The sequence below is a fragment of the Variovorax sp. PBL-H6 genome, assembly GCF_901827155.1.
Lineage (GTDB): Bacteria > Pseudomonadota > Gammaproteobacteria > Burkholderiales > Burkholderiaceae_C > Variovorax.
This window is the reverse complement of sequence record NZ_LR594659.1, coordinates 3,572,113-3,598,105: the sequence shown is the minus strand read 5'-3', so window position 1 is coordinate 3,598,105 and position 25,993 is coordinate 3,572,113. Positions and strand designations below refer to the sequence as shown.

At 65.8% G+C, this 25,993-nt stretch carries 23 protein-coding genes and 2 tRNA genes; 19 read left to right on the top strand and 6 right to left on the bottom strand.

Annotated features, from left to right (window positions below):
- Positions 1–48: 48 nt before the first annotated feature.
- Entirely contained in the window at positions 49–780 is a 732-nt protein-coding gene (ompR, locus tag G3W89_RS16960; RefSeq protein ID WP_028250078.1) for an osmolarity response regulator transcription factor OmpR, read from the bottom strand.
- 174 nt (positions 781–954) lie between these two features.
- On the opposite strand from ompR, the gene G3W89_RS16955 reads away from it, so the two are divergent.
- Positions 955–1,332: a hypothetical protein gene (locus G3W89_RS16955; protein ID WP_232076587.1), complete on the top strand. Its 378-nt coding sequence runs from the start codon at positions 955–957 to the stop codon at positions 1,330–1,332.
- Positions 1,333–1,370: 38 nt separating this feature from the next.
- The gene (locus tag G3W89_RS16950) at positions 1,371–2,093 is read left to right on the top strand and encodes an SIMPL domain-containing protein (protein ID WP_162575279.1); all 723 of its coding nucleotides are present in this window, start codon (positions 1,371–1,373) and stop codon (positions 2,091–2,093) included.
- A 33-nt stretch (positions 2,094–2,126) separates the two neighbouring features.
- Here the strand turns inward: G3W89_RS16950 and G3W89_RS16945 are convergent, their stop codons facing one another.
- Positions 2,127–2,897, bottom strand: coding sequence for a 3-hydroxybutyrate dehydrogenase (locus tag G3W89_RS16945; RefSeq protein ID WP_162575278.1), 771 nt, complete (start codon positions 2,895–2,897; stop codon positions 2,127–2,129).
- Positions 2,898–3,039: 142 nt separating this feature from the next.
- Between G3W89_RS16945 and G3W89_RS16940 the strand changes: the two genes are divergently transcribed.
- The 5 genes from G3W89_RS16940 (at position 3,040) to rimO (ending at position 8,014) form a co-directional block, all read left to right on the top strand.
- On the top strand, positions 3,040–5,244 hold the full coding sequence (locus G3W89_RS16940) for a RelA/SpoT family protein (protein ID WP_162577514.1): 2,205 nt from the start codon (positions 3,040–3,042) through the stop codon (positions 5,242–5,244).
- Between the two features lie 48 nt (positions 5,245–5,292).
- A tRNA-Val gene (locus G3W89_RS16935) sits at positions 5,293–5,369 on the top strand.
- 196 nt (positions 5,370–5,565) lie between these two features.
- Positions 5,566–5,934, top strand: a complete 369-nt coding sequence (locus tag G3W89_RS16930; RefSeq protein ID WP_232076585.1) for a hypothetical protein — start codon at positions 5,566–5,568, stop codon at positions 5,932–5,934.
- Positions 5,935–6,031: 97 nt separating this feature from the next.
- Complete coding sequence (gene phaR, locus G3W89_RS16925; protein ID WP_174258266.1) at positions 6,032–6,589, top strand: polyhydroxyalkanoate synthesis repressor PhaR; 558 nt, start codon at positions 6,032–6,034, stop codon at positions 6,587–6,589.
- An 18-nt stretch (positions 6,590–6,607) separates the two neighbouring features.
- Entirely contained in the window at positions 6,608–8,014 is a 1,407-nt protein-coding gene (rimO, locus tag G3W89_RS16920) for a 30S ribosomal protein S12 methylthiotransferase RimO (RefSeq protein ID WP_162575276.1), read from the top strand.
- Between the two features lie 81 nt (positions 8,015–8,095).
- On the opposite strand, the gene G3W89_RS16915 is transcribed toward rimO, so the two are convergent.
- Positions 8,096–8,180 (bottom strand) — tRNA-Leu (locus tag G3W89_RS16915).
- Positions 8,181–8,254: 74 nt separating this feature from the next.
- Here G3W89_RS16915 and rnr point away from each other — a divergent pair.
- Positions 8,255–10,561 (top strand): ribonuclease R, encoded by a 2,307-nt coding sequence (gene rnr / locus G3W89_RS16910; RefSeq protein ID WP_443083176.1) that lies wholly within the window; start codon positions 8,255–8,257, stop codon positions 10,559–10,561.
- A 13-nt stretch (positions 10,562–10,574) separates the two neighbouring features.
- A complete protein-coding gene (locus G3W89_RS16905; RefSeq protein ID WP_162575274.1) occupies positions 10,575–11,336 on the top strand; it encodes an SDR family oxidoreductase in 762 nt (253 codons plus the stop codon).
- Between the two features lie 8 nt (positions 11,337–11,344).
- Here the strand turns inward: G3W89_RS16905 and G3W89_RS16900 are convergent, their stop codons facing one another.
- The 3 genes from G3W89_RS16900 to G3W89_RS16890 are packed head-to-tail and all read right to left on the bottom strand — an operon-like array spanning position 11,345 to position 15,466.
- Positions 11,345–12,802 (bottom strand): NAD(P)H-hydrate dehydratase, encoded by a 1,458-nt coding sequence (locus tag G3W89_RS16900; RefSeq protein WP_162575273.1) that lies wholly within the window; start codon positions 12,800–12,802, stop codon positions 11,345–11,347.
- Positions 12,803–12,829: 27 nt separating this feature from the next.
- Positions 12,830–14,086: a D-amino acid dehydrogenase gene (locus tag G3W89_RS16895; protein ID WP_162575272.1), complete on the bottom strand. Its 1,257-nt coding sequence runs from the start codon at positions 14,084–14,086 to the stop codon at positions 12,830–12,832.
- A 48-nt stretch (positions 14,087–14,134) separates the two neighbouring features.
- A complete protein-coding gene (locus G3W89_RS16890; RefSeq protein ID WP_162575271.1) occupies positions 14,135–15,466 on the bottom strand; it encodes an amidase in 1,332 nt (443 codons plus the stop codon).
- A gap of 179 nt (positions 15,467–15,645) precedes the next feature.
- On the opposite strand from G3W89_RS16890, the gene rpsB reads away from it, so the two are divergent.
- From rpsB to G3W89_RS16840, 10 genes are all read left to right on the top strand, one after another.
- Entirely contained in the window at positions 15,646–16,401 is a 756-nt protein-coding gene (rpsB, locus tag G3W89_RS16885; protein WP_162575270.1) for a 30S ribosomal protein S2, read from the top strand.
- A gap of 112 nt (positions 16,402–16,513) precedes the next feature.
- Entirely contained in the window at positions 16,514–17,440 is a 927-nt protein-coding gene (tsf, locus tag G3W89_RS16880; RefSeq protein WP_162575269.1) for a translation elongation factor Ts, read from the top strand.
- Positions 17,441–17,530: 90 nt separating this feature from the next.
- Entirely contained in the window at positions 17,531–18,253 is a 723-nt protein-coding gene (gene pyrH / locus G3W89_RS16875) for a UMP kinase (RefSeq protein ID WP_162575268.1), read from the top strand.
- A 13-nt stretch (positions 18,254–18,266) separates the two neighbouring features.
- A complete protein-coding gene (gene frr / locus G3W89_RS16870; protein ID WP_162575267.1) occupies positions 18,267–18,827 on the top strand; it encodes a ribosome recycling factor in 561 nt (186 codons plus the stop codon).
- A 1-nt stretch (position 18,828) separates the two neighbouring features.
- Positions 18,829–19,566: a polyprenyl diphosphate synthase gene (gene uppS, locus G3W89_RS16865; RefSeq protein WP_162575266.1), complete on the top strand. Its 738-nt coding sequence runs from the start codon at positions 18,829–18,831 to the stop codon at positions 19,564–19,566.
- Between the two features lie 5 nt (positions 19,567–19,571).
- The gene (locus G3W89_RS16860; protein WP_162575265.1) at positions 19,572–20,417 is read left to right on the top strand and encodes a phosphatidate cytidylyltransferase; all 846 of its coding nucleotides are present in this window, start codon (positions 19,572–19,574) and stop codon (positions 20,415–20,417) included.
- A 5-nt stretch (positions 20,418–20,422) separates the two neighbouring features.
- A complete protein-coding gene (gene ispC, locus G3W89_RS16855) occupies positions 20,423–21,604 on the top strand; it encodes a 1-deoxy-D-xylulose-5-phosphate reductoisomerase (RefSeq protein ID WP_162575264.1) in 1,182 nt (393 codons plus the stop codon).
- Between the two features lie 25 nt (positions 21,605–21,629).
- Positions 21,630–23,000: an RIP metalloprotease RseP gene (gene rseP, locus G3W89_RS16850; protein ID WP_162575263.1), complete on the top strand. Its 1,371-nt coding sequence runs from the start codon at positions 21,630–21,632 to the stop codon at positions 22,998–23,000.
- 38 nt (positions 23,001–23,038) lie between these two features.
- Positions 23,039–25,453 (top strand): outer membrane protein assembly factor BamA, encoded by a 2,415-nt coding sequence (gene bamA / locus G3W89_RS16845; RefSeq protein ID WP_162575262.1) that lies wholly within the window; start codon positions 23,039–23,041, stop codon positions 25,451–25,453.
- Complete coding sequence (locus tag G3W89_RS16840) at positions 25,453–25,980, top strand: OmpH family outer membrane protein (RefSeq protein WP_162575261.1); 528 nt, start codon at positions 25,453–25,455, stop codon at positions 25,978–25,980. Before bamA ends, G3W89_RS16840 begins: the two co-directional genes overlap by 1 nt.
- Positions 25,981–25,993: the final 13 nt, after the last annotated feature.

Sequence of the window (25,993 nt, the reverse complement as noted above, 5' to 3'; positions counted from 1 at the left end):
GCGTCGTCGTCTTGGGGCCGAAAGTGGCGGCCACGAAAGCTCAGTGCCTCATGTGGTGCCGTCCGGCACGAACACGTAGCCGACGCCCCAGACCGTCTGGATGTAGCGCGGTGCCGCGGCATCGGACTCGACCAGCTTGCGCAGGCGCGAGATCTGCACGTCGAGGCTGCGGTCGAAGGGCTCGAACTCGCGGCCGCGCGCCAGTTGGGCCAGCTTCTCTCGGGACAGCGGCTGGCGTGGGTGCCGCACCAGGGCCTTGAGCATCGCGAATTCGCCGGTCGTGAGCGAGAGCTCTTCGCCGTCCTTCTTGAGCGTGCGCGAGCCCAGGTCGAAGCTGAAGGGGCCGAAGTTCACCGTCTCGTTGTCGGTGGATGGTGCCCCGGGGGCCTCCAGCGGCGGACGGCGGCGCAGCACCGCGTGCACCCGTGCCAGCAGCTCGCGGGGATTGAAGGGCTTGCCCAGGTAGTCGTCTGCGCCGACTTCGAGGCCGACGATGCGGTCCACGTCCTCGCCCTTGGCAGTCAGCATGATGATGGGCGTGCGGTCGTTGGCGGCGCGCAAGCGCCGGCAGACCGAGAGCCCATCCTCGCCCGGCATCATCAGGTCGAGCACGATCAGGTCGACCGTGTCGCGCAACAGGATGCGGTTGAGCGCCTTTCCGTCTTCCGCCACGATGACCTCAAAGCCTTCCTGCGTCAGGTAGCGACGCAGCAGGTCGCGAATCCGTGCGTCGTCGTCGACGATCACGATCTTGTCTGTGCGAGCCGGAGCTTGATTCATTTCTACAACACCGAATTTGTAACAACGCCAATTTTGAGGGTGTTGCAGGCTCATTGAGGCGCTTTTCACCAGGCTTTGACACTAAGTTACAAAACTTGCGGGCGCTAGCTGTCCAGACGTTTCTGCAATAAGCGGCGGTGGCACAGTGGCTCCAACCCCCCTGATCGCTTCGCCATGAAATTCATTCTTTCCTCATCGACGGCTGCGATGCTGCTGTGCGCTTCGCTGCCGGCGTCCGCCGAGCCGGGGGGCCTCATCCGGGTGAGCGACCCGCGGCGCAACGAAATGCGCCAAGCGGTCGAGGCCCACCGGGCTGCCAAGCGCGAGGAAGTGATGCGCGAGGAGGCGGCCGCGGGTCGCCGGCTGACGCCGGCCGAACTGGCGGAATTGCGGCAGCAGGTGCGGCAGCAGTGGGTGCCGAGGCCGGAGTCCAGGCCCGAGCCGCGGCCGGAGCTGATCCGTTCGGCAGAAGCGCAGCCGGCCGAGCGTTTGGTGCCGGCCGCCGTGCCGAAAGGCACTCTGCTGACTGCACCGCGCACCCAACGTCCGTGAGCCAGCCCCGTCGGGGCATGATGGCTCCTTTCTTTTCGATGGAATCCCTTGCCTTGAACAAAACAAAGAAGATCGTGGCCTGTGCCGCATTGCTGAGCGCCGGCGCAGCCCTTGCCCAGAGTGCGCCCTGGACCCCGCCGCAGAACGTCCTGCAGCTGTCGGCCACGGGCACGGTCGAGGTGCAGCAGGACCTGCTCTCCATGACGTTGAGCACCACCCGCGACGCGGCCGACGCAGCAGCCGTGCAGAACCAGCTGAAGACCGCCCTGGATGCGGCGCTGGCAGAGGCGCGCAAGAACGCGCAGCCGGGGCTGCTCGACGTGCACACCGGCAACTTCAGCCTGGTGCCGCGCTATACGCGCGACGGAAAGATCACCGGATGGTCGGGCACCACCGAGCTGGTGTTGGAGGGGAAGGACTTTCCGCGCATCACGCAGACGGCCGGGCGCATCTCCACGCTGACCGTTGGCGGCATCGGCTTTGGCCTGAGCCGCGAGCAGCGCGCCAGGGTCGAGACCGAGGCGCAGACCATTGCGATCGAGAACTTCAAGCAGAAGGCTGCCGAGCTGGCTAAAAACTTCGGCTTCGCCGGGTACACGTTGCGCGAAGTCTCGGTCAACGCCAACCAAGGCGCGCCGATCCGACCGCGCATGATGGCGGCGGAGGCCTCGTCGAAGATGTCGTATGACGCCGCGGTGCCGGTCGAGGCCGGCAAGACCAGCGTGGTCGTCAATGTCTCGGGATCCGTGCAGCTCAAGTAGTTCCGCCACAAACGCGGTTGCTGCGCTCGCTTACTACTGTGCCGTCCAGCCGCCGTCGACCTGCCAGGCTACGCCGCGCACCTGGTCGGCGGCCGGCGAGCACAGGAAGACTGCGAGGCCGCCCAGCTGCTCGACCGTGGTGAACTGCAGCGAAGGCTGCTTCTCGCCAAGCAGGTCGTTCTGGGCCTGTGTGACCGAGATGCCTTCGCGCGCCGAGCGGTCGTCGATCTGCTTCTGGACCAGCGGCGTCAGTACCCAGCCCGGGCAGATCGCGTTGCAGGTGATGCCGGTGGTGGCCGTCTCGAGTGCAACGGCCTTGGTGAGCCCGACGATGCCGTGCTTGGCCGCCACGTAGGCCGACTTCTGCGCCGACGCCACGAGCCCGTGCGCGGAGGCGATGTTGACGATGCGGCCCCAGTTCGCCTCGCGCATCGCCGGCACTGCAAGGCGCGTGGTGTGGAAGGCGCTCGTGAGATTGATGGCGATCACCGCGTCCCAACGTTCAACGGGGAAGTCCTCGACCTTTGCGACGTGCTGAATTCCGGCGTTGTTGACCAGGATGTCGACGCGGCCGAACCTGGCGGCCGCGAACGTCATCATGTCTTCGATGTCGGACGGCCTGCTCATGTCGGCGCCGTGATAGTCGACTTTTACGCCCAGCGATTCGATCTCGGCCTTCGGCTTGTCCGTGTCGCCAAAACCGTTGAGCAAGATGCTGGCGCCCTGTTGCGCCAGCGCTTTCGCGATGCCGAGCCCGATGCCACTTGTGGACCCCGTGACAAGCGCGGTTTTGCCTTTGAGCATGATGGTCAATCTCCGGATGAATTAGGATGCAACGAGCTCATTATCTTCACCGTGCACGCCTGCGTTCCATGATCGAGTCTGCCGTCCATCGCACCGCCTGGGAGGGGGTGCTCGAGTGAAGCGCGAACAACCCGGCTTGTCGATGTCCGGTGCGTCGGTGGTCGACTATCCACTTTCGGCCGCTACTGCGGAGCGCACGCCGGTGCAGGAGAACATGCTCGCGCGGGCCCGCACCTTCGCCGAGCCGCTGATCGCCGACGAGACGCTCGATACTGGCGAAAACACGCTCGCCCATGCCGATGCCGTCGCCGCTATCGTGGCAGCCATGGGTGGGTCCGAGGCGATGCAGGCAGCCAGCTACCTGGTTTATTCCTGCCAGCACCTGAACCGGCCGCAGGAGGTGATCGCCAAGGTCTTCGGCGACAACTTCGCGGCGCTGGCGGTCGAGACCACCAAGCTCGTGCATGTGCAGAAGCAGGCGCGTTCGGTCACGGCCAGCGCGCACCTGGCCGACGGAGCCAGCACGCAAACCGAGAACGTGCGCAAGATGCTGCTCGCGTTCTCGCGCGACCTGCGCGTCGTGATGCTGCGGCTCGCTTCGCGGCTGCAGACCCTGCGCTACGCGGCGGCGAGCAAGCAGCCTGTGCCGGAAGGTGTCGCACGTGAATCGCTGCAGGTGTTCGCCCCGCTGGCGAACCGGCTCGGCATCTGGCAGGTCAAGTGGGAGATCGAAGACCTGTCCTTCCGCTTCCTCGAACCCGAAACCTACAAGCTGATCGCGCGCCTGCTCGACGAAAAGCGCGTGGAGCGCGAAGGCTACGTCGAGCAGCTGCGCGCGCGGCTGGAGCGCGAGCTGGCCGCCGAGGGCGTCAAGGCAGCGGTGCAGGGGCGGCCGAAGAACATCTACAGCATCGTGAAGAAAATGCGCGGCAAGGCGCTCGACTTCGCGCAGGTCTTCGACATCCTGGCGCTGCGCGTCGTGGTGGCCGACGTCAAGGATTGCTATGCGGCGCTGGCGTGGGTGCACTCCAATTTCCAGCCCATTTCCGAGGAATTCGACGACTACATTGCAAGGCCGAAGCCGAACGGCTATCAATCGCTGCACACGGTCGTGCGCGAAGTCGTGAACGGCCAGGCCGGCAAGCCGATCGAGATCCAGATCCGGACCGAGCAGATGCATGACCATGCCGAGCATGGCGTGGCTGCGCACTGGGCCTACAAGGAGGCGGGCCACAAGGGCTACGCTGGCGTTTGGGCGAGCGGCGAGTACGACGCCAAGATCGCCGTGCTGCGACAACTGCTGGCCTGGGAGCGCGACCTGTCTGACGGCTCGCAGGGTCAAGGCCTGTTCGACGACCGCATCTACGTCCTCACGCCCGATGCCGCGATCGTCGAGTTGCCACAGGGCGCGACCGCCGTCGACTTCGCGTACTCGGTACATACCAGCCTGGGACATCGCTGCCGCGGCGCGCGCGTCGACGGGGCGATGGTGCCGCTCAACACACCGCTGCAGAACGGGCAGACGGTGGAGATCATCGCGACGAAGGAGGGCGGTCCTTCGCGCGACTGGCTCAACGCGGAGCTTGGCTATCTGGCGAGCCATCGCGCACGTGCCAAGGTGCGCGCCTGGTTCAACGCGCAGGTCACGCACGAGACGGTGGCGCGCGGGCGCGAGGCGGTCGAGAAGGTGCTGCAGCGAGAGGGCAAGACCGCACTGAAGCTGGACGACCTCGCGTCGCAATTGGGCTTCAAGTCGGCCGATCATCTGTTCGAAGTGGTGGGCAAGGACGAGTTCTCGCTGCGGAACATCGAGATGCTGCTGCGCCCGCCGGAACCCGCTTCGGGGCCCGACGATGGTGTCGTCATCAAGAAGGCCCGCACGGACGGCAGTGGGGGCAAGGGTGGCGTGTTGGTGGTCGGCGTCTCGTCGCTGATGACGCAACTCGCCAAGTGCTGCAAGCCTGCGCCGCCCGATCTGATCCGCGGCTTTGTGACGCGCGGCCACGGCGTCAGCATTCATCGCGCCGACTGCAGCAATTTCCGCACGATGGCCGGGCGCGAGGCCGAGCGCGTCATCGATGTCGAATGGGGAGAGAAGCGCGCTGGCGAGGCATCGGTCTATGCAGTCGACGTGGCGGTGGAGGCTACCGATCGGCAGGGCCTGCTGCGCGACATTTCCGATGTGTTCGCGCGCGAGAAGATGAACGTCATCGGAGTGCAGACGCAGTCGGTCAAGGGGACGGCCTGGATGACCTTCACCGTCGAAATTGCCGATGCGGCGCGGCTCGCACAGGTGCTGAGCGTGGTGGGTGCGGTGACCGGCGTTCGTTCCGCGCGACGTCGCTGAAAGGCACTGTCGCGGGCTGCTATACTTCGGCCTCTCGGACACACTCACAGGCGCGTAGCTCAGCTGGTTAGAGCACCACCTTGACATGGTGGGGGTCGTTGGTTCGAGTCCAATCGCGCCTACCAATTTTTTCCCAAGAAGCACGCAGCAGCCGCCCGAACCAAGCGGTTGCTTCGCGCATTCCGCCGTTCCGCGTGCATCGCCGGCCGGTTCCGGGGCTCCTCCTCCTCTTGGTCTACTGCCTTCGTCGACTGGCGGATACGCTGACAGTTGTGGTAACTTGACCTTCCCCATCACCACACCATTCGACGCAGGGAAACGATGACCATGCCAGGGGCTGAGACCAGTCCGGCGCTCGAGGAGCTTCGTCTCGCTGCACTGTTGCGACAGGCGCCGCTCGAGTTCGCTCGCGTGGTGTACGGGCTCAACGACCGCGCCAACGGCCGCGCCGGCACCATGGCGGCCGAGGACGTTGCCCGAACGGTGCGACAAGGATCGCCGGTCACGCGGGAGCGCGCCGAGCAGCGCGCACGCGGCTACTTGCCGCTGGCGGGCCATGAGCATTGCCCGCGTTGTTGGGTTTTCAACGGCACCAAGAGCCCGCTGCATTTTCGCGAAACCACCCAGGAGAGGCCCGAATCGGCCGTCTGCAAGGCGTGCGGGGCCGAGTACACGACCACTCCGGATTGATGGCGCTGGCTGGTCAGGGTAAACCTTGGCGCGGTGCAGCAAAACCGCTCCCTAGAATGGTTTGTGTGAGAAGACGCGAAACCTCAAGGAGTCCTTAGTGCAGAGCAAGAAGTCCGCCGGCGACAAGCCGACGCAGCGGGTGATCAAGAAGTATCCAAACCGCAGGCTCTACGACACGGAAACCTCCACCTACATCACGCTCGCAGAGGTCAAGCAACTGGTGATGGACAAGTCGCCCTTCGTGGTGCGCGATGCCAAGAGCGGCGACGATCTCTCGCGAAGCATCCTGCTGCAGATCATTCTCGAGGAGGAGGCCGGCGGCGCGCCGATGTTCACCGAGCAGGTGCTGGCCAACATCATCCGTTTCTACGGACAGGCCATGCAGGGCTACATGGGTCCGTACCTCGAGAAGAACATCCAGGCCATGACTGAGGTGCAGGCGCAGTTGGCCGAGAAGGCGCAGGCGCTCACGCCCGAGATGTGGGCGCGCTTCATGACCATGCAGTCGCCCATGCTCCAGGGTTTGATGGGCAACTACGTCGAGCAATCCAAGAATGTGTTCCTGCAGATGCAGGAGCAGATGCAGAAAAATACCGAGCAAGTGCTGGGTGCCTTCGGCATCAAGCGACCCCAGGGCGGCCAGACTGACCATTAGCAGGGACAATAGGGGGTTATGAGCGAAGTAGCCTCCCCTGAACGCATTTCCGCGCCGACCATCCCGAAGGTCGGATTCGTGAGCCTCGGCTGTCCCAAGGCACTCACGGATTCCGAGCTGATCTTGACCCGGCTGAGCGCCGAGGGGTACCAGACCTCCAAGACCTTCGAAGGTGCCGACCTGGTGATCGTCAACACTTGCGGCTTCATCGACGATGCCGTCAAGGAAAGCCTCGACACCATCGGAGAGGCGCTGGCCGAGAACGGCCGCGTGATCGTCACCGGCTGTCTTGGCGCCAAGACGGGTGAGGCTGGTGGCAACCTGGTGCGCCAGATGCATCCGAGCGTGCTGGCCGTCACTGGGCCGCATGCGACCCAGGAAGTCATGGACGCGGTGCATGCGAATCTGCCCAAGCCGCACGACCCGTTCATCGACCTGGTGCCGCAGGCCTTCGGCGTCGCAGGCCTGAAGCTGACGCCGCGGCACTATGCCTATCTGAAAATCAGCGAGGGCTGCAATCATCGCTGCACCTTCTGCATCATTCCATCGATGCGCGGCGACCTGGTGTCGCGGCCCGTGGGCGACGTGTTGAGCGAGGCCAAGGCGCTGTTCGAGGGGGGCGTGAAGGAACTGCTGGTGATCAGCCAGGACACCTCGGCCTACGGAGTCGACCTCAAGTACCGTACCGGCTTCTGGGACGGCAAACCGGTCAAGACGCGCATGCTGGAGCTGGTGCGCACGCTGGGTGAGATCGCCGAGCCTTACGGCGCCTGGGTACGGCTGCACTACGTGTACCCCTATCCGTCCGTCGACGACGTCATCCCGCTGATGGCCAGCGGCCAGGTGCTGCCTTACCTCGACGTGCCGCTGCAGCACAGCCATCCTGCGGTCCTGCGGCGCATGAAGCGACCTGCCAGCGGCGAGAAGAACCTGGAGCGCATCGCGCGCTGGCGCGAACTGTGTCCCGAGCTCGTCATCCGCAGCACTTTCATCGCGGGCTTCCCCGGAGAGACGGAAGAGGAGTTCGAGCATCTGCTCGACTTCATCCGCGAGGCCGGGATCGATCGCGCGGGCTGCTTCGCCTACAGCCCGGTCCAGGGCGCAGCCGCCAACGATATCCCCGGCATGCTGTCCGAGGCGGAGCGTGAGGCGCGCCGCGCGCGCTTCATGGAAGTGGCTGAGGCGGTGTCGACCGCCAAGCTGCGCAGGCGCATCGGTGCCACGATGCAGGTGCTGGTCGATTCAGCGCCGGGGCTGGGCCGCAAGGGCGGCGTTGGGCGGACCTATGCCGATGCGCCCGAGATCGACGGCACGGTGCGGCTGTTGCCGCCCGAGAAGATCAGCAAGACCCTGAAGGTCGGTGATTTCACGCGCGCTCGCATCGTCGGCGCCGAGGGACACGATCTGATCGCGTTGCCCATCTGATGCGGCTTTCGACGGGCATGAAAAAAGCCACCGGAGGCCGGTGGCTTGAATCGGAGATGACCCAGAGGGATTATCTAAACTTGGTGCCCAGAAGAGGACTCGAACCTCCACGATGTTACTCGCTAGTACCTGAAACTAGTGCGTCTACCAATTCCGCCATCTGGGCCCACTTGCTGCATGGAACAAGTCCTTGCAACAGGTTTTGAATTTCAGGAAAGAAAGAGAGTATATATCAAAAATTTGAGTCACTCCGGCGGTCTGCTGGACGAAGTCGAAGGAACGGTGCAGGGTCATCGCGATGGGCACGGCTTTGTGCAGCGCGACGATGGCGAAGCCGACATCTATCTGCCTCCCAACGAAATGCGCGCGGTGCTGCACAAGGACCGCGTCAAGGCGCGCGTGGTGCGCCAGGATCGCCGCGGCAGGCCCGAGGGCCGCGTGGTCGAGATCATCGAGCGACCCGAGCAGCCGATCATCGGCCGGCTCCTGCACGAAGGCGGCATCTGGCTGGTCGCGCCGGAGGACAAGCGCTACGGCCAGGACGTGATGATCCCCAAGGCAGCGATCGGTACCGCCAAGGTGGGCCAGGTCGTTGTCGTGCAGTTGACCGAGCCGCCTGCGCTGTTCGGCCAGCCCGTGGGCCGCGTGAAGGAGGTGCTCGGCGAAATCGACGATCCGGGCATGGAGATCGAGATCGCCGTGCGCAAGTATGGCGTGCCGCACGATTTCTCCGAGGCCTGTCTGGCCGAGGCCAAGGCGCTGCCCGACAAGGTGCGTGCCGTCGACAAGAAGGGCCGCGTCGACCTGACCGATGTTCCGCTTGTCACCATCGACGGCGAGGATGCCCGAGACTTCGATGATGCGGTGTACTGCGAGGCTGCCAAGGTGGGTCGCGGCAAGGGCTGGCGCCTGCTGGTCGCGATCGCCGACGTCAGCGCCTATGTGCAGACCGGCTCGCCGATCGATATCGACGCCTATGACCGCGCGACCAGCGTCTACTTTCCGCGCCGCGTGATCCCCATGCTGCCGGAGAAACTGTCCAACGGCCTGTGCTCGCTCAACCCCGAGGTCGAGCGCTTGTGCATGGTGTGCGACATGCTGGTGACCGCCGAAGGCGAGATCTACGCGTACCAGTTCTACCCGGCCGTGATGTGGAGCCATGCGCGCTTCACCTACACCGAGGTCGCCGCGATCCTCGGCAATACCCGCGGCCCCGAGGCGGCCAAGCGCAAGGAGCGGGTAAAGGACCTGCTCAACCTGCACGACGCGTACCGCGCGCTGCTCGCCCAGCGCAGCAAGCGTGGCGCGGTCGACTTCGAGACCACCGAGACGCAGATCATCTGCGACGAGGCCGGCCGCATCGAGAAGATCGTGCCGCGCACGCGCAACGAGGCGCACCGCCTGATCGAGGAGGCGATGCTCGCGGCCAACGTCTGCAGCGCCGACTTCATCGCAGAGGGCAAGCATCCGGGCCTGTACCGCGTGCACGAGGGCCCGACGCCCGAGAAAAAGGAGATCCTGCGCGGCTATCTCAAGGCCATGGGCGTGGGTCTGTCGATCACCGACGACCCCAAGCCCGGCGAGTTCCAGGCCATCGCCGAGGCGACGAAGGAGCGGCCCGACGCGCAGCAGATCCACACCATGCTGCTGCGCTCGATGCAGCAGGCGATCTACACGCCGATCAACAGCGGCCACTTCGGCTTGGCGTATGAGGCCTACACGCATTTCACCAGCCCGATCCGGCGCTACCCCGACCTGCTGGTGCATCGAGTGATCAAGGCGATCCTGGGCAAGACCAAGTACCAGCTGCCCATGTTGCCGACGCCGGGCGAGGCGCATGCCAAGCTCGCCAAGCGGCTGGCGTCGCGGGTCAAGGCGCCGACCGCCAAGCCGCAGAAGGCCACGGTTGCGCCGAGCAAGGAGGTGCTGGCCTGGCAGGCGGCGGGCCTGCACTGCAGCGCCAATGAACGGCGCGCAGACGAAGCCAGCCGCGACGTGGAAGCCTGGCTCAAGTGCAAATACATGCGCGAGCATCTGGGCGAGGAGTACGGCGGCGTGGTCACTGCGGCCACGACCTTCGGCATCTTCGTCACGCTCGACGCGATGTACGTGGAGGGCCTGGTGCACATCACTGAGCTCGGCGGCGAATACTTCAAGTTCGACGAACAGCGGCAGGAACTTCGCGGGGAGCGCACCGGCATCCGCTATGCCATCGGCACCCGCGTGCGCGTGCAGGTGAGCCGCGTCGACCTGGACGGACGAAAGATCGACTTCCGCCTGGTGCGTGAGGGCGAGGAGCTGAGCTCGCGCGCCTTGAAGGACAAGGGCCTTTCGACAGGGGGCGTGCCCGCCAAGGCGTCGACCAAGCGCAGTGCGCGCAAGAAGCCGGAGACTTCTGCCGCCGCCGAGCGCAGCGATCGCAGCGAGCGCAGCGATCGCAGCAGCGATCACGCTGCCAGTGCGGCGCCGCAGTCGGCCATGCAGGCTTTTCGTACGGCCGTCAAGAAGGCCGCCAGCAAGATGAAAGGGCGCAAGCCGCGCCGTTGAAGGAGAAGCAAAGATGGGTGCAGAGAAGAGGGGCCGCATCGCGGTCGTCACAGGCGCCGGCACGGGCATCGGCCGTTCCGCCGCCCTGGCCCTGCTGGGCGATGGATGGAGCGTGGCGCTGGCGGGCCGCCGGCTGGAGCCACTGGAGCAGGTGGCCGACGAATCGGGAGCCGGTGCACGCGCCTTTGCGGTGCCGACGGACGTGGCCAATCCCGAGTCGGTACAGGCCTTGTTCGCCGCCGCTGTGGAACGCTTCGGCCGGGTCGATCTGCTGTTCAACAACGCCGGTGTCGGCAATCCGCCGGGCCCATTCGAGGAGTGGACGCCGGAGCAGTGGCGCGGTGTGGTCGACATCAACCTGAACGGGATGTTCTATTGCATCCAGCAGGCTTTCCGGACCATGCAGGCGCAGACACCGCGCGGCGGCCGCATCATCAACAACGGTTCGATCTCCGCGACTGCGCCGCGGCCCAACTCCATGGCCTATACGGCGACCAAGCATGCGGTGGAAGGGCTGACAAAGACGGCTTCGCTCGATGGCCGCAAGCATGACATCGCAGTGGGCCAGATCGATGTTGGCAACGCGATGACCGAACTGGCCGCGCGGATGACCAAAGGCGTACCGCAAGCCAATGGCGAGATCGCGATCGAGCCGGTGATGGACGTTTCCATCGTCGGCCAGTCGGTGCTGTACATGGCGAACCTGCCACTTGAAGCCAACGTGTTGTTCCACACAGTGATGGCGACGAAGATGCCCTTCGTCGGACGGGGCTAGGATCTACTTCAGCCGCGTGCGAGCGAGCCGGCGGTGAGCGGCACGCCGTGTGGCCACCGGTCGGCAAGATCGCCGTGGCGCCAGACGGCCTCGCAGCTGGCCGCCATCGGGGAGCGGCCGGCTGCCAGTGCGGCACCGATCATGCCCGCCAGTACGTCGCCGGTACCTGCGGTTGCAAGTCGTGGGTTGCCGATCGGGTTGATCGCCGGCACTTCGCCCGCCGCAGCCACGATGGTCCCGGAGCCCTTGAGGACGACCGTCGCTCCGAACCGCTCAGCCAATTGCTGAGCAGCGTGCAGCCGGTCGGCTTGCACCTCGGCCGTGCCCGTGGCCAGGAGGCGCGCGGCCTCGAGCGGATGGGGCGTGAGGACTGTCGGGCGGCCCGAGCGGGCGCGTGCGACAAGCAGCGTTTGGAACGCGCCGTCGGCGGCGATGGCATTGAGCGCGTCGGCATCGAGCACCAGCGCGCGCGCTTCCTGCAGTACCCGCGGCAGCGGACCACGCACGGCCATGCCGCCGCCACAGCCGCAGACCACGGTCAGGGCGAACAGGTCCAACGCGTCGGGCGCCCTGAACATCAGCTCGGGCTGCGCTGTGTCGAGTGGCGCGAGTGCGGGATCGAGCGGCCCGACGTAGACGCGGCCTGCCCCTGCATGCAGCGCCGCCGTGGCCGCCAGCAGGACTGCGCCGGCCATGCCGGGGGCGCCGCCGATCACCGCGACATCGCCGTAGCTTCCCTTGTGGGACGTATGCGGCCGCGGCATGGCGAACGGCGCGCCCGGGAGCCGGGCTGCGGGTCGTTCCGCGCTTGGCATTGAGCCCAGATCGTCGAACCACAGTTCGCCACCTGCGTCTCGCCCTTGCGCCGTGAAGAGGCCGGGCTTCAGGGTCAGGAGGCTGAGGCACAGGCGGCGGACCGGGGCAGCCGGGGCGGTTGCAGGAGCGAGGAAGTCGAGCGCCAGCACACCTGTATCGGCATTCAGGCCCGAAGGCGTGTCCACGCTGAGCACGGGCGCGGGACCGGCGTGCATGCGCCGCAGCCAGTCGGCCATCGGCCCTTCGGGCGCCCGGGCGGCCCCGAGGCCGAGCAGTGCATCGACGACAAGATCGGCATGGGCCGGTGGCACGTCCTCGAAGCGCACGCCGGCATCGCGCGCACGTTGCAGCGAGGCGGCCGCGTCGGGCGGCAGGTGGTCGTTGCCGATGTGCGTGACCACGGGTGCAAAGCCCCGGTACTGCAATTGCGCGGCAGCCTCGAGACCATCACCTCCGTTGTTCCCGGGACCGCAGGCGATCCAGATCGTGCGCGCGTGCGGCGCGGTCGCCATCGCGAGCCGCGCCACCGCCAGTCCGGCGCGCTGCATCAGCGTATGCGGCGGCAGGGCGGCCGCGGCAGCGTGTTCGATCCGGCGCGAGGCCGCGATGTCGAACAGTGGGGCGGATGTGCCTGCGTTGATGCGTTGCATGGTACGACGCTCCGATCCGGTTGGCCTTTAGTGTTTCAGCAAACGCTCGATGCCCAGCCCCTCGAGATCGATGCCCGGGTCGCGGCCCCCCATGCTGTCTGCCAGGACCCGCGCGCTGCCGCAGGACAGCGCCCAGCCGCTGGAGCCGTGCCCCAGGTTGAGCCAGACGCCCGGAACGCCGCTTGGCCCGATGATGGGCGGGCCGTCGGGAAGCATCGGTCGCGCGCCCTTCCATTGCTGGACGCTGGCCTGCAGGGTGACGGCGCCTGGAAACCAGTCCTGAAGCACCTTGTAGAGCGTTCTCAGCGCGTCGGGATGAAGGCTGTTCAGCGAGCCGCCGAGTTCGGCGCTGCCTGCAACGCGCACTCGCATCCCAAGCCGCGAGATGGCCACCTTGTAGCGTTCGTCCATCACGGCGCTGCGCGGGGCGTTGAGGGGCTCGCGGATATTGGCGCTGATCGAATGGCCGTAGATCGGAGCGACCGGGATGCGCAGGCCCAGCGGCCGCAGCAACTCGGCCGAGGCCACCCCGGCGCACATCACTACGGCGTCGAAGCGATGGCCCTCGGAGCCGCTGGCCAGCCGCAGTTCGGTTGGCGCGGCTCGGCTGAGCGGCGCGAGATCGCAGTTGAAATGGAACTGGGCGCCCAGCGCCTCGGCCTCCCACTTGAGCAACAGGGCGAACTGGCGGCAGTTGGCCACTTCGTCGTCCGGCAGATGAATGGCCCCCGCCAGCTCGGTCTCGGTGCTCAGCGCTGGCTCGATCCGGCGTGCCTCGTCGGCGTCCACCTCGCGGAAGCTGCTGCCCGCCTGCCGCAGCACCTCAAGGCCGGGCTGCACCAGCTTCTTCTCGCGCTTGGACCGCAGCAGCACCAGGTAGCCATCGCTGCGTTCGTAACTGAGCTCGCGCGCTTCGGTGATCTCGTGCAGCCGGGTGCGGCTGTAGAAGGCGAGGCGCTGCATGCGTGCGCGGTTGGCCAGGTAGCTCTCGAGCTGGCAGGCGCGCTGCCAGCGCGCCATCCAGGCCAGGTCGCGCCCGGTGAGTGGCCAGCGTAGCTTGACCGCACCATGCGCCGAGAGCAGCGAGCGCAGCACCTTGACGCGCATCCCCGGGGCGGCCCACGGCGTGACGTAGCCCGGCGCCACGACGCCGGCATTGGCGAAACTGGATTCCTCGGCGGCGGCGCTGCGGCGCTCGAAAACCATGACCTCATGTCCGTCCGAGGCCAACTCCCAGGCTGTGGTGACGCCGATGATGCCGGCGCCCACGATTGCGATCTTCATTCGGTTCTTTTTGGGGTGGGATAGGAGACAGCGCCGGCGCCCGCGGCCCTACTGGGTCGCTTGCAATTCGCGTTCCACCTGCAGCGCGACTGCCAGTACCGCATCGTCATGCAGTGCGGCATGCCAGAGCATGAGGCCAACGGGCAGCTCGCCGTCGGCATGGCAGGGCAGCGAGAGAGCGCAACCGTCAAGCATGTTGACCACCGACGGATTGCGAAGCAGCAGCGTGTTGATGCGAAAGAAGGCCTCGTCGCGCTCGGACCCCGGCGCCACCTCCGCCAACGGCGGTGCCACGAGCGGCACGGTGGGTGACAACAGCGCGTCGTAAGGCGCGAGCGCTGCTTCCATGCGGGTGATCCAGTCACGGCGCGCATGGATGAGCTCGATGTATTCGTGCGCCCTCATCGTCGCGCCCTTGAGGATGCGCTGGGCCACCCGCGGATCGTAGCCGGCGCCGCTGCGCTCCAGCAAGAGGCGATGCCAGGCATAGGCCTCGGCGGCGGAGAACCCGCCCGTGGCATTGATCGACCGAAGGTCGGCCAGTTCGGGCAGGGCAATTTCCTCGATGCGGGCGCCGGCGGCGCGCAAGGTGCGCATCGTACGCTCGAAGGCATGGGCCACGGCGGAATCGATCTCGTCGAAGAACAGGTCCTTGACCACCGCCAGCCTGTAGGCAGAAAGCTGCGCCGTGCCGGCGGTTGCTCGGCGGGCAGCCAGGATCTCGTGAGCGATGACGGCGTCGCGCACGGAGCGCGTCATGGCGCAGACCGTGTCCAGCGTGGTCGACAGCGGCAGGGCGCCGTCGGTAGGCACCAGCCGCGCGGTGCTCTTGAAACCCACGATCCCATTGAGCGCAGCCGGGATGCGGATCGAGCCGCCGGTGTCGGAACCCAGCCCGATGAAAGCCGCCCCGCTGGCGACCGAGATCGCAGCGCCCGAAGAGGAGCCGCCCGGAATGCGCTGCGTTGCCGCATCGCACCCATTCACGGGGGTGCCGTGGTGCGGATTGACGCCCACGCCCGAGAAGGCGAACTCGGTCATGTTGGTGCGGCCGATCAGGGCGCCGCCGGCAGCGCGCAGGCGGGCCACGGCCGGTGCGTCGGCCCGGGCCGGCGGCGCATGGGAAAGCACCGCCGAGCCGGCTGGCGTTGGCTGGCCGGCGAGGTCGAACAGGTCCTTGGCCGAAAACGCCAGCCCTGCCAGGCGTTGCGAGGGCCGCGCCGCCGCGGCTGCCTGGCGCGCTTCGTCGAACAGGGTCCGGGTGAAGACATGCGCGCAGGCCGGGGAAGTGGCGGCGGCAATGGAGTGCTCCACCTCGGTGCGTGCGTCGGAGGCGCCGGCCAGCAGGGAAAGGCGGGTGGCGTGCAGGTCAGGGCGCATGATGTGGAGGGCCGCGGGAGAAGGAGAGAAGAGTGGTGGGTGCTATACTCGGCGGGTTTCGCTCTGGGTCTTTTCCAGGGCAAAACATATCCGCAAACCAGCCCATTCAAGGTGTTGCGGTCCTCGTGAGAGGTCGCAAAACGGGCTGGATTTTAGACCCAACCTTTGGAGATATTCCTATGTCGACGACCATGCGCGAAATGCTCGAAGCCGGTGTCCACTTCGGCCACCAGACGCGCTTCTGGAACCCCAAGATGGCCCCGTTCATCTTCGGCCATCGCAACAAGATCCACATCATCAACCTGGAAAAAACGCTTCCGATGTTCCAGGAAGCGATGAAGTACGCCAAGCAGCTCACCGCCAACCGCGGCACCATCCTGATGGTCGGTACCAAGCGCCAGGCCCGCGAGATCGTGGCGACCGAGGCGCGTCGCGCCGGCGTCCCGTTCGTCGACACCCGCTGGCTCGGCGGCATGCTGACCAACTTCAAGACGGTCAAGACCTCCATCAAGCGCCTGAAGGACATGAAGGCCCAGCAGGAAGCCGGCCTCGACAGTCTCAGCAAGAAAGAGCAGCTGACCTTCAATCGCGAAATCGAGAAGCTCGAGAAGGACATCGGCGGCATCCAGGACATGAACGCGTTGCCCGACGCCATCTTCGTGATCGACGTGGGCTTCCACAAGATCGCCGTGGCCGAAGCCAAGAAGCTGGGCATCCCGCTGATCGGCGTCGTGGACTCCAACCACTCGCCCGAGGGCATCGACTATGTGATCCCGGGCAACGACGACTCGTCGAAGGCTGTCACCTTGTACGCTCGCGGCATCGCCGATGCGATCATCGAGGGCCGTTCCAACGCCGCCAGCGATGTGGTCAAGGCCGTCGCCGAAGGCAATTCAGATGAATTCGTCGAGGTCGAAGAGGGCGCTTCGGCCTGATACGCGCTCGCAAGCGCCTGAAGAAGGGGCTTCGATGCCCCTTTTTTTTAACTTGATTTTCGCGGCGCCCGATGCGGGTCGCCGCAGCTGCTAAACCGAACGGAGAAACAAGATGGCAACAATCACCGCAAGCATGGTCGGCGAACTGCGCGCAAAGACCGACGCACCGATGATGGAATGCAAGAAGGCCCTGACCGAGGCCGATGGCAACATGGAAAAGGCCGAAGAGCTCCTGCGCATCAAACTGGGGAACAAGGCCGGCAAGGCTTCGAGCCGCATCACCGCCGAGGGCGTCGTCGCAGCCTATGTCGAAGGCGGCGTGGGCGCCATGGTCGAGATCAACTGCGAGACCGACTTCGTCTCGAAGAACGACAGCTTTCTCGCGCTGGTCAACGCCGCGGCGATGCTGGTCGCCAAGCACAACCCTGCCGACCTGGCCGCGCTCGCCGCACTGCCCTACGAGCAGGACAGCTTCGGCCCGACGTTGGAAGACGTGCGCAAGGGGCTGATCGGCAAGATCGGCGAGAACATGAGCTTCCGCCGGTTCAAGCGCTTCGCGGGCAACGGCAAGCTCGCCTCCTACCTGCATGGCACGCGCATTGGGGTGATGGTCGAGTTCGAGGGCGACGACACCGCAGCCAAGGACGTGGCGATGCACGTCGCCGCCATGAAGCCGGTCTCGATCGCGAGCTCCGACGTGCCGGCCGAGTTGATCGAGAAGGAACGTGCCGTGGCCGCCGGCAAGGCAGAGGAAGACCGCAAGGCGGCCGAGGCGGCCGGCAAGCAGCCGCAGCCGGCCGACATCGTCGCCAAGCGCATCGAAGGCGGCGTGCAGAAGTACCTCAAGGAGGTTTCGCTGCACAACCAGCCCTTCGTGAAGAACGACAAGCAGACGGTGGAGCAGATGCTCAAGGCCGCCAACACCTCGATCAAGAGCTTCACGCTCTATGTTGTCGGCGAGGGCATCGAGAAGAAGGTCGACGACTTTGCCGCCGAAGTGGCGGCCCAGGTCGCAGCCGCGAAGGCGGCGGCTGGCTGAGTGGCGCCATCGGGCGGCGCGCGCAGCGCGCTGCCGCTTCTTCACACGCACGTTTTACACTCGTCTCGCCCACCTCAAAAGGAAATCTTCATGCTCGAATCCCGCCCGGCCCACAAGCGAATCTTGTTGAAGCTGTCGGGCGAGGCCTTGATGGGTGACGATGCATTCGGCATCAACCGCGCGACCATCGTCCGCATGGTCGCAGAGGTGGCGGAGGTGGTGAATATGGGCGTGGAAGTCGCCGTCGTGATCGGCGGCGGAAACATCTTCCGCGGCGTGGCCGGTGGCTCAGTGGGCATGGACCGAGCGACTGCCGACTACATGGGCATGCTGGCCACCGTGATGAACGCGCTAGCTCTGGCCGACGCCATGAACAAGCAGGGGCTCATCGCGCGAGTGATGTCGGCCATTGCCATCGAGCAGGTGGTTGAGCCGTACGTGCGCCCCAAGGCCCTGCAGTACCTCGAAGAGGGCAAGGTCGTGATCTTCGCAGCCGGCACCGGGAACCCCTTCTTCACGACCGATACCGCCGCCGCGCTGCGCGGTGCCGAGATCGGCGCGGAGCTGGTGCTCAAGGCCACCAAGGTGGACGGCGTCTATACGGCGGACCCGAAGAAAGACCTGAGCGCAACGCGCTATTCGCGCCTGAGCTTCGACGAGGCCATTGCACAGAATCTCGGCATCATGGACGCCACGGCCTTTGCGCTGTGCCGCGACCAGAACCTGCCGATCAAGGTGTTCTCGATCTTCAAGAACGGTGCGCTCAAGCGCGTCGTCATGGGCGAGGACGAAGGCACGCTGGTGCATGCCTGAGGAGTAACAGAAGATGACCATTGCCGACATTCGCAGCGCGACCGACGCAAAGATGAACCAGTCGATCGCCGCATTCCAGAACAACCTCACGAAGATCCGCACGGGGCGCGCCAACCCCGCCCTGCTGGATTCGCTCCACGTGGAGTACTACGGCTCCTCTGTGCCGCTGTCGCAGGTGGCAAACGTGTCGCTGATCGACTCCCGCACCATCAGCGTCCAGCCCTGGGAAAAGGGCATGGGCGCCAAGATCGAGAAGGCCATCCGCGAGAGCGACCTCGGACTGAACCCGGCGTCGATGGGCGACCTGATCCGCGTACCGATGCCCCCGATGAGCGAGGAACGCCGCAAGGAGATGACCAAGCTGGTTAGAACCGAAGGCGAGAACGCCAAGATCGCCACGCGCAACCTGCGCCGTGATGCCAACGATGCGATCAAGAAACTCGTCAAGGAGAAGCTGGCGTCAGAAGACGACCAGAAGCGCGCCGAGGCCGAGATCCAGAAGGTAACCGACCGCCACATCGCGGAGATCGACCGCCTGGTGGCCGCCAAAGAGGCCGAGATCATGGCCGTCTGAGATGAGCAATCCAACCGTCGTCGTGCCCCATCACATCGCCATCGTCATGGATGGGAATGGCCGCTGGGCCACGCGTCGTTTCCTGCCGCGCGTCGCCGGCCACAAGCAGGGCGTCGAGTCGCTACGCCGCTGCGTCAAGGCCTGCGCCGACCGCGGTGTCGCGGTATTGACTGTATTCGCCTTCTCCTCCGAGAACTGGAACCGCCCGGTGGAGGAGGTGTCGGGGCTGATGGACTTGATGGTCATCGCGCTTGGCCGGGAGGTCCCGAAGCTGAGCCAGGACGGCGTTCGCCTCCATTTCGTCGGCGAGCGCGGTGGTCTGTCCGAAAAGATCGCGGCCGGGCTGCTGCACGCGGAGGCCGCCACCGCCCACAACACGCGGCTGATCCTCAACGTATGTTTCAACTATGGCGGACGCTGGGACATCGCCCGCGCCGCAGCCCTGATCGTCGCGCGAGGCGAACCGCTGACCGAGGCCAACCTCGACTCAGCGATGGCGCTGTCGCACGTTGCCGATCCCGACCTCTTCATCCGTACCGGCGGTGAGCAGCGGCTGTCGAATTTTCTGCTTTGGCAGAGTGCCTACGCCGAGCTCTTCTTCAGCGATCGCCTCTGGCCCGAGTTCGACGAGGCTGCGCTGGACGAGGCCATCGAAGCGTTCCGGCGCCGCGAGCGCCGCTTCGGTCAGACCTCTGCGCAGCTGGCAGGCGACATGCGGCGCGACCCGCAGGCCGCCTGAGCGCGATGCTCAAGCAACGCATCATCACTGCGGTCGTTCTGCTGGCGATATTGCTGCCGGCGCTGTTCTATCCCTCTCACGTGCCTTTCGCCTGCGTGATGCTGGTGCTGGTCGCCGCCGGCGCCTGGGAATGGGGACAGCTCAACGGCCACGGTCCGCGCATGTCGCTGTTCTTCGGTGCGGAAATCTTCGCACTGTGTGCGCTGTCCTGGTGGCTGGGACTGCTCGACCGATCGCTGCTACCTGTGTGGATCCTTGCGAGTGCGGCTTGGGTTCTGGGCGGAGCCGCCTTGTTGCGCGTCGCAGTACCGGGCTGGCCGCGGGTGCCCCGGGCCATGCGCCTCGTGGGCGGTCTGCTGATGCTGTGGGTGGCCTGGATGGCCGCAGTCCAGGCCCGCATGGTCGGCATCAACTTTCTTCTCTCGATCCTCGTGCTGGTTTGGGTGGCTGACGTCTTCGCCTACTTCTCAGGCCGGACCTTCGGGCTGCGCTTCACCCGAGGAAAGCTGGCGCCGACCATCAGCCCCGGCAAGAGCTGGGAGGGCGTGTGGGGCGGCATGCTCGGGGTGATCGTGCTGGCCTTGGGCTGGGTCTGGGCCGACGCGGCCGTGCGACCTGCGGTGGTCAGCCTCTATACACGGCTCGCGGAGCGCGGCTGGTGGCTGCTCTTGATCGGCGTGATCTTCCTCGCCGCGATGAGCGTGGTGGGCGACCTGGTCGAATCACTGATCAAGCGCAGCGCCGGCGCCAAGGACAGCAGCGCGCTGCTGCCAGGCCATGGTGGCGTGCTCGACCGGGTCGATGCGCTGCTGCCGACACTCCCCATTGCCATGATGCTGGCTTTTCTGTGAACGGCATGAAACGACAACGCATCACCGTCCTCGGTTCAACGGGCTCGGTCGGTGCGAGCACGCTCGACGTCATCGGCCGGCATCCCGAGCGCTTCGAGGTGTTCGCCCTGTCGGCGTCCACCAAGGTCGACGAGATGCTGGCCCAGTGCCAACGCTTCGCGCCGAAGTTCGCCGTCATGGCGAGCGACCTGCATGCCCGGCTGTTGGTCGACAAGCTCCGGCACAACGGAGTGCGCACAGAGGTGCTGCAGGGTGCGGGCGCGATCGAGTCCATTGCCTCTCACGAGGACTGCGATGCGGTGATGGCGGCCATCGTGGGCGCCGCCGGCCTCGGCCCCTGCCTGGCCGCCGCCCGGGCCGGCAAGCGATTGTTGCTGGCGAACAAAGAGGCCCTGGTGGTCGGCGGCGAGCTCTTCATGCGCACGGTGCGCGAGGGTGGCGCGACGCTGCTGCCGATCGACAGCGAGCATTCGGCCATTTTCCAGTCTCTGCCGGAGGACCCGACCACGTGGCCGCGCCGCATCGACAAGATCATCCTGACCGCCTCCGGCGGGCCGTTCCGGACGCGATCGCCGGAGACGCTGGCGACGGTCACGCCTGAGCAGGCCTGCGCGCATCCGAACTGGGTCATGGGGCGCAAGATCTCGGTGGATTCGGCCACCATGATGAACAAGGCGCTCGAGGTGATCGAAGCGCGCCATTTATTCGGCGTCGCACCGGAGCAGATCGAGGTGGTGATTCATCCGCAAAGCGTGGTGCACTCGATGGTGCAATTCACGGATGCCTCGGTGATTGCGCAGCTCGGTACCCCCGACATGCGCGTGCCCATCGCGGTTGGACTGGCCTGGCCCGAGCGCATAGAGAGCGGCGCGGCCCAGCTCGACTTCAGGCAACTGGCAGCGCTGACCTTCGATGCACCCGATGCGCAGCTTTTCCCCGGGCTCGCGCTGGCATGGCACGCGCTGCGCGCGGCACCGGGCACGACAGCTGTGCTCAATGCAGCCAATGAGGTCGCGGTCGATGCCTTTCTGCAGCATCGCCTGCGCTTCGACCGCATCCATGCAGTGAACATGGAAACTTTGGAGGCGGTGCTGCCCTCCAACCCGGCATCGCTGGCCGACCTGCTGGCACTGGACGCCAGTGCGCGGGCGGCGGCTGATGCGGCGGCGCTGCGCTTCGCGGCCTGACCGACTCCCACAACCAGGGGACACCATGCTCACCGTCGTCGCCTTCATCGTCGCCCTGGCTCTGTTGATCGCCGTCCACGAGTACGGCCATTACCGCGTTGCGGTGGCCTGCGGCGTCAAGGTGTTGCGCTTCTCCATCGGCTTCGGCCATACGCTCTTCAGCTGGAAGCCCAGGCGGCAGCATCCTGGTCAGGACACGGAGTTCGTGATTGCGGCTTTCCCTCTAGGCGGCTACGTGAAGATGCTTGACGAGCGCGAGGGGCCTGTGATGGCTGAGGAGCGCCACCGAGCCTTCAACACCCAGCCGCTGCGATCGCGTGCAGCCATCGTGGCCGCGGGGCCGATCGCCAACCTGCTGTTAGCCGTGGTGCTCTACACGGCGGTCAACTGGATCGGCGTCGAGGAGCCCGTCGCGAGGCTCGCGCGTCCTGTGGCTGCCTCGCTGGCGGACCAGGCAGGCCTGCGCGGGGGCGAGCATGTCGTTCGCGCTGGCTTCGATGGCGAGCTCGAGTCGGTGCAGTCTTTCGAAGACCTGCGCTGGCGCATCACGCGCGGCGCGCTCGACGGCCGCGACCTCATGCTCGAGATTGCGGGGGAGGGCGGACGGCCCGCTCGCGAGATCGTGCTGCCGCTCAGCCGCGTCGGCGCCAGGGACGCGGATGCGCAGATGTTCCGCAGGATCGGCGTTGTCGCGCCGCTGACCCGTCCCGAGATCGGCGAACTGATGGCGGGCGGTGCGGCCGAGCGCTCCGGTCTGCGCAGCGGAGACTTGGTGAACGCGGTGGGGCCCACTGCCATCGTCGACGGCCAGCAATTGCGGGAGGTGATCCGCGGCTCGGTCGATGCCGGCCAGCCGCGCACCCAGGTCTGGCAAGTCGAGCGCGGCGGCCGATCGGTGCGTATCGAGGTCACGCCCGAGGTGCGCGACGAGGGCGGAAACAAGGTCGGTCGTGTCGGTGCCTACGTGGGGTCGCCACCGGAGATGGTGACGGTGCGGCAGGGCGTGATCGACGGCGTCTGGCGCGGCGTGGTGCGCACCTGGGAGGTGTCGGCGCTCACCGTGCGCATGATGGGCAAGATGTTGATCGGCGAGGCTTCGATCAAGAACCTGAGCGGCCCGTTGACCATCGCGGACTATGCAGGCAAGTCCGCCAGCCTGGGACTGACGCAGTACCTGGTGTTTCTCGCCCTCATCAGCGTGAGTCTCGGCGTGCTGAACCTCATGCCGCTCCCGGTCCTCGATGGAGGGCACCTGATGTATTATCTTTGGGAGGGCCTGACCGGCAGGAGCGTCTCCGATGCTTGGATGGAACGGCTCCAGCGCGGCGGTGTCGCGCTGCTGCTGGTCATGATGTCGATTGCCATCTTCAACGATGTGACTCGACTCTTTGGTTAACTATCTGTCGGCCCCTCGCGCGCCGGCTCAAATCACAGATGAATAACAAATTCAGTCGCTTTCGCCTGCGCAGCGTTTCCATGCTGGTTGTCAGCGCGCTCTCGGCTACTGCCGCCTGGGCGATCGACCCCTTCACGGTGCGCGACATCCGGGTCGAAGGCCTCCAGCGCGTTGAGCCTGGCACCATCTTCGCCTCGCTGCCGCTCCGAGTCGGCGACACATACAGCGACGAGCGGGGCTCGGCCGCCATCCGCGCGCTGTTCGACCTGGGTCTCTTCAAGGACGTGCGCATCGACGTCAGCGGCAACGTCCTCGTCGTCATCGTCGAGGAGCGTCCAACCATTGCCGAGGTCGACTTCGTCGGCACCAAGGAGTTCGACAAGGCCGCCTTGCAAAAGGCGCTGCGCGACGTCGGTCTGGCCGACGGCCGTCCCTACGACAAGGCGTTGGCCGACCGGGCTGAGCAGGAGCTCAAGCGCCAGTACATCAGCCGCAGCCTCTACAACGCCCAGGTCGTGACGACCGTAACTCCGATCGAGCGCAATCGCGTCAATCTCACCTTCACAGTCACCGAAGGTGAGCCCGCGCGCATCCGCGAGGTTCATATCGTGGGCAACAAGGACTTCAGCGAGGGCACCCTGCTCGATCTATTCGATCAGGACGCAGGCGGCTGGATGAGCTGGTACACCAAGAGCAACCAGTACTCCCGCGCCAAGCTCAATGCCGACCTGGAGACCCTGCGCTCCTACTACATCACCCGTGGCTACCTTGAGTTCCGCATCGACTCGACCCAGGTGGCCATCTCCCCGGACCGCCAGGACCTGAGCATCACCGTCAACATCACGGAGGGTGAGAAGTTCGCGGTGGCCGGCGTCAAGCTCGAGGGCAACTACCTGGGACGCGACGACGAGTTCAAGTCCCTGATCACCATCCGGCCGGGCGAGCCTTACAACGGCGAGCAGGTCAGCGAGACCACCAAGGCGTTCACCGACTACTTCGGCACCTTCGGCTACGCGTTCGCGCGGGTGCAGGCGGAGCCGGAGATCGACCGCACGAACAACCGGGTGAGCCTGACCCTGAAGGCGGAGCCCTCGCGGCGGGTCTATGTGCGGCGGGTGGCTATCGGCGGCAACAACAAGACGCGCGACGAGGTGGTCCGGCGGGAGTTCCGCCAGTACGAGGCCTCCTGGTACGACGGCGACAAGATCAAGCTGTCGCGCGACCGAGTGGACCGCCTGGGCTTCTTCACCGATGTGAACGTGGAGACGCAGGAGGTTCCGGGCTCGCCGGACCAGGTGGATCTGGCGATCAACGTCACGGAGAAGCCCACTGGAACGCTGCAATTGGGCGCGGGCTTCTCGAGTGCCGAGAAGGTGTCCTTCACCTTCGGCATCGCGCAGGAGAACGTCTTCGGCTCGGGCAACTACCTGGGCCTGCAGGTCAATACCAGCAAGTACGCCCGCACGCTCTCGCTCACGACGACCGATCCGTACTTCACGAAAGACGGCATCTCCCGCAGCTTCAGCCTCTATCACACTACCACGCGGCCTTATTACAGTGTCGATGGCGACTACCGGCTGGTCAACGAAGGCGGCACGATCCGCTTCGGCGTGCCGTTCAGCGAGGTCGACACCATCTTCTTCGGCATCGGCCTGGAGCGCTATCGCTTCGATCCGGGGGGCAATGTCGCCTACCTGACGCCGCAGTCCTACCGTAACTATTTTGGTTGCCCTACCACGAACGGTATTGTCACGGCATGCGCCAACGATAGCGTTTGGGGCGTCCCGCTGACCGTGGGCTGGTCGCGGGACGACCGCGACAGCGCGCTGGTGCCGACCCGCGGCAGGCTGCAGCGCGCCAACCTCGAGATCGGCGCCGGTGGCGACATGAAGTACTGGAAGTCGAACTATTCGTACCAGCAGTTCTTCCCCATCACCAAGCAGTACACCTTCGCAATCAATGGCGAAGTGGGTTACGCCAAGCCCATCGGCAACAAGCCCTATCCGATCTTCAAGAACTTCTATGCCGGCGGCCTCGGCTCGGTGCGCGGCTTCGAGCAGAACTCGCTGGGCCCGCGCGACGTGCCGCTCTACGGGCAAACCGAAGGCGCGGCGCTCGGCGGTACCAAGAAGGCTATCTTCAACATGGAGCTCAGCACGCCTTTCCCGGGCGCCGGCAACGATCGCACGCTGCGGCTCTACGGCTTCTTCGACGTCGGCAACGTGTTTGCAGAACACCGCGACCCGACCATGAGCGATGCGCAATGGAAGGCGCAGCAGAAGCTGCGCGCCTCGGTCGGCGTTGGCGTCAGCTGGATCTCGCCGCTCGGCCCTCTGCGCCTGGCCTACGCATTCCCAGTCCGGCAGCAGAAGGAAGACTTCACCGACCCATTGCATCCCATCCCGAAGGATAGAATCCAACGCCTGCAATTCCAGATCGGAACCTCCTTCTAATGACTCCCTTGCTTCGCGCCGCCGGTGCGCTGCTGATCCCCGCTTTCGCGCTCGTGGGCACACCCGCGCTGGCGCAGGAAACCTTCCGCATCGGCTTCGTCAATCCCGATCGCGTGCTGCGCGAGGCACAACCTGCCAAGGCGGCCCAGGCGAAACTCGAATCGGAATTCCTGAAGCGCGAGAAGGAACTGCAGACGCAGGGCGAGGCGCTCAAGGCCGCCTCCGAGAGGTTCGAGCGCGAGGCGCCGACCTTGTCGGAGAGCCAGCGCACCTCCCGCCAGCGCGCCCTTGTCGACCAGGACCGCGACTTCCAACGTCGCCGCCGCGAATTCCAGGAAGACCTCAACGCGCGCAAGAACGAAGAACTGCAGCAGGTTTACGAGCGCGCCAACCGCGTGGTCAAGCAGGTGGCCGAGGCCGAGAAGTACGATGCGATCCTGCAGGAAGCGATCTACATCAATCCCAAGCACGACATCACCGAAAAGGTGATCAAGGCGCTGAACGCGTCCGTTGGCAACGGCAAGTGACGCCGTGAACCCG

Excerpts from the sequence above, each read along its gene's own strand:
- ompR (WP_028250078.1), bottom strand. The coding sequence starts at position 780 with ATGAATCAAGCTCCGGCTCGCACAGACAAGATCGTGATCGTCGACGAC.
- G3W89_RS16955 (WP_232076587.1), top strand. The coding sequence starts at position 955 with ATGAAATTCATTCTTTCCTCATCGACGGCTGCGATGCTGCTGTGCGCT.
- G3W89_RS16950 (WP_162575279.1), top strand. The coding sequence starts at position 1,371 with ATGGAATCCCTTGCCTTGAACAAAACAAAGAAGATCGTGGCCTGTGCC.
- G3W89_RS16945 (WP_162575278.1), bottom strand. The coding sequence starts at position 2,897 with ATGCTCAAAGGCAAAACCGCGCTTGTCACGGGGTCCACAAGTGGCATC.
- G3W89_RS16940 (WP_162577514.1), top strand. The coding sequence starts at position 3,040 with ATGTCCGGTGCGTCGGTGGTCGACTATCCACTTTCGGCCGCTACTGCG.
- G3W89_RS16930 (WP_232076585.1), top strand. The coding sequence starts at position 5,566 with ATGACCATGCCAGGGGCTGAGACCAGTCCGGCGCTCGAGGAGCTTCGT.
- rimO (WP_162575276.1), top strand. The coding sequence starts at position 6,608 with ATGAGCGAAGTAGCCTCCCCTGAACGCATTTCCGCGCCGACCATCCCG.
- G3W89_RS16905 (WP_162575274.1), top strand. The coding sequence starts at position 10,575 with ATGGGTGCAGAGAAGAGGGGCCGCATCGCGGTCGTCACAGGCGCCGGC.
- G3W89_RS16900 (WP_162575273.1), bottom strand. The coding sequence starts at position 12,802 with ATGCAACGCATCAACGCAGGCACATCCGCCCCACTGTTCGACATCGCG.
- G3W89_RS16895 (WP_162575272.1), bottom strand. The coding sequence starts at position 14,086 with ATGAAGATCGCAATCGTGGGCGCCGGCATCATCGGCGTCACCACAGCC.
- G3W89_RS16890 (WP_162575271.1), bottom strand. The coding sequence starts at position 15,466 with ATGCGCCCTGACCTGCACGCCACCCGCCTTTCCCTGCTGGCCGGCGCC.
- rpsB (WP_162575270.1), top strand. The coding sequence starts at position 15,646 with ATGTCGACGACCATGCGCGAAATGCTCGAAGCCGGTGTCCACTTCGGC.
- tsf (WP_162575269.1), top strand. The coding sequence starts at position 16,514 with ATGGCAACAATCACCGCAAGCATGGTCGGCGAACTGCGCGCAAAGACC.
- pyrH (WP_162575268.1), top strand. The coding sequence starts at position 17,531 with ATGCTCGAATCCCGCCCGGCCCACAAGCGAATCTTGTTGAAGCTGTCG.
- frr (WP_162575267.1), top strand. The coding sequence starts at position 18,267 with ATGACCATTGCCGACATTCGCAGCGCGACCGACGCAAAGATGAACCAG.
- uppS (WP_162575266.1), top strand. The coding sequence starts at position 18,829 with ATGAGCAATCCAACCGTCGTCGTGCCCCATCACATCGCCATCGTCATG.
- G3W89_RS16860 (WP_162575265.1), top strand. The coding sequence starts at position 19,572 with ATGCTCAAGCAACGCATCATCACTGCGGTCGTTCTGCTGGCGATATTG.
- ispC (WP_162575264.1), top strand. The coding sequence starts at position 20,423 with ATGAAACGACAACGCATCACCGTCCTCGGTTCAACGGGCTCGGTCGGT.
- rseP (WP_162575263.1), top strand. The coding sequence starts at position 21,630 with ATGCTCACCGTCGTCGCCTTCATCGTCGCCCTGGCTCTGTTGATCGCC.
- bamA (WP_162575262.1), top strand. The coding sequence starts at position 23,039 with ATGAATAACAAATTCAGTCGCTTTCGCCTGCGCAGCGTTTCCATGCTG.
- G3W89_RS16840 (WP_162575261.1), top strand. The coding sequence starts at position 25,453 with ATGACTCCCTTGCTTCGCGCCGCCGGTGCGCTGCTGATCCCCGCTTTC.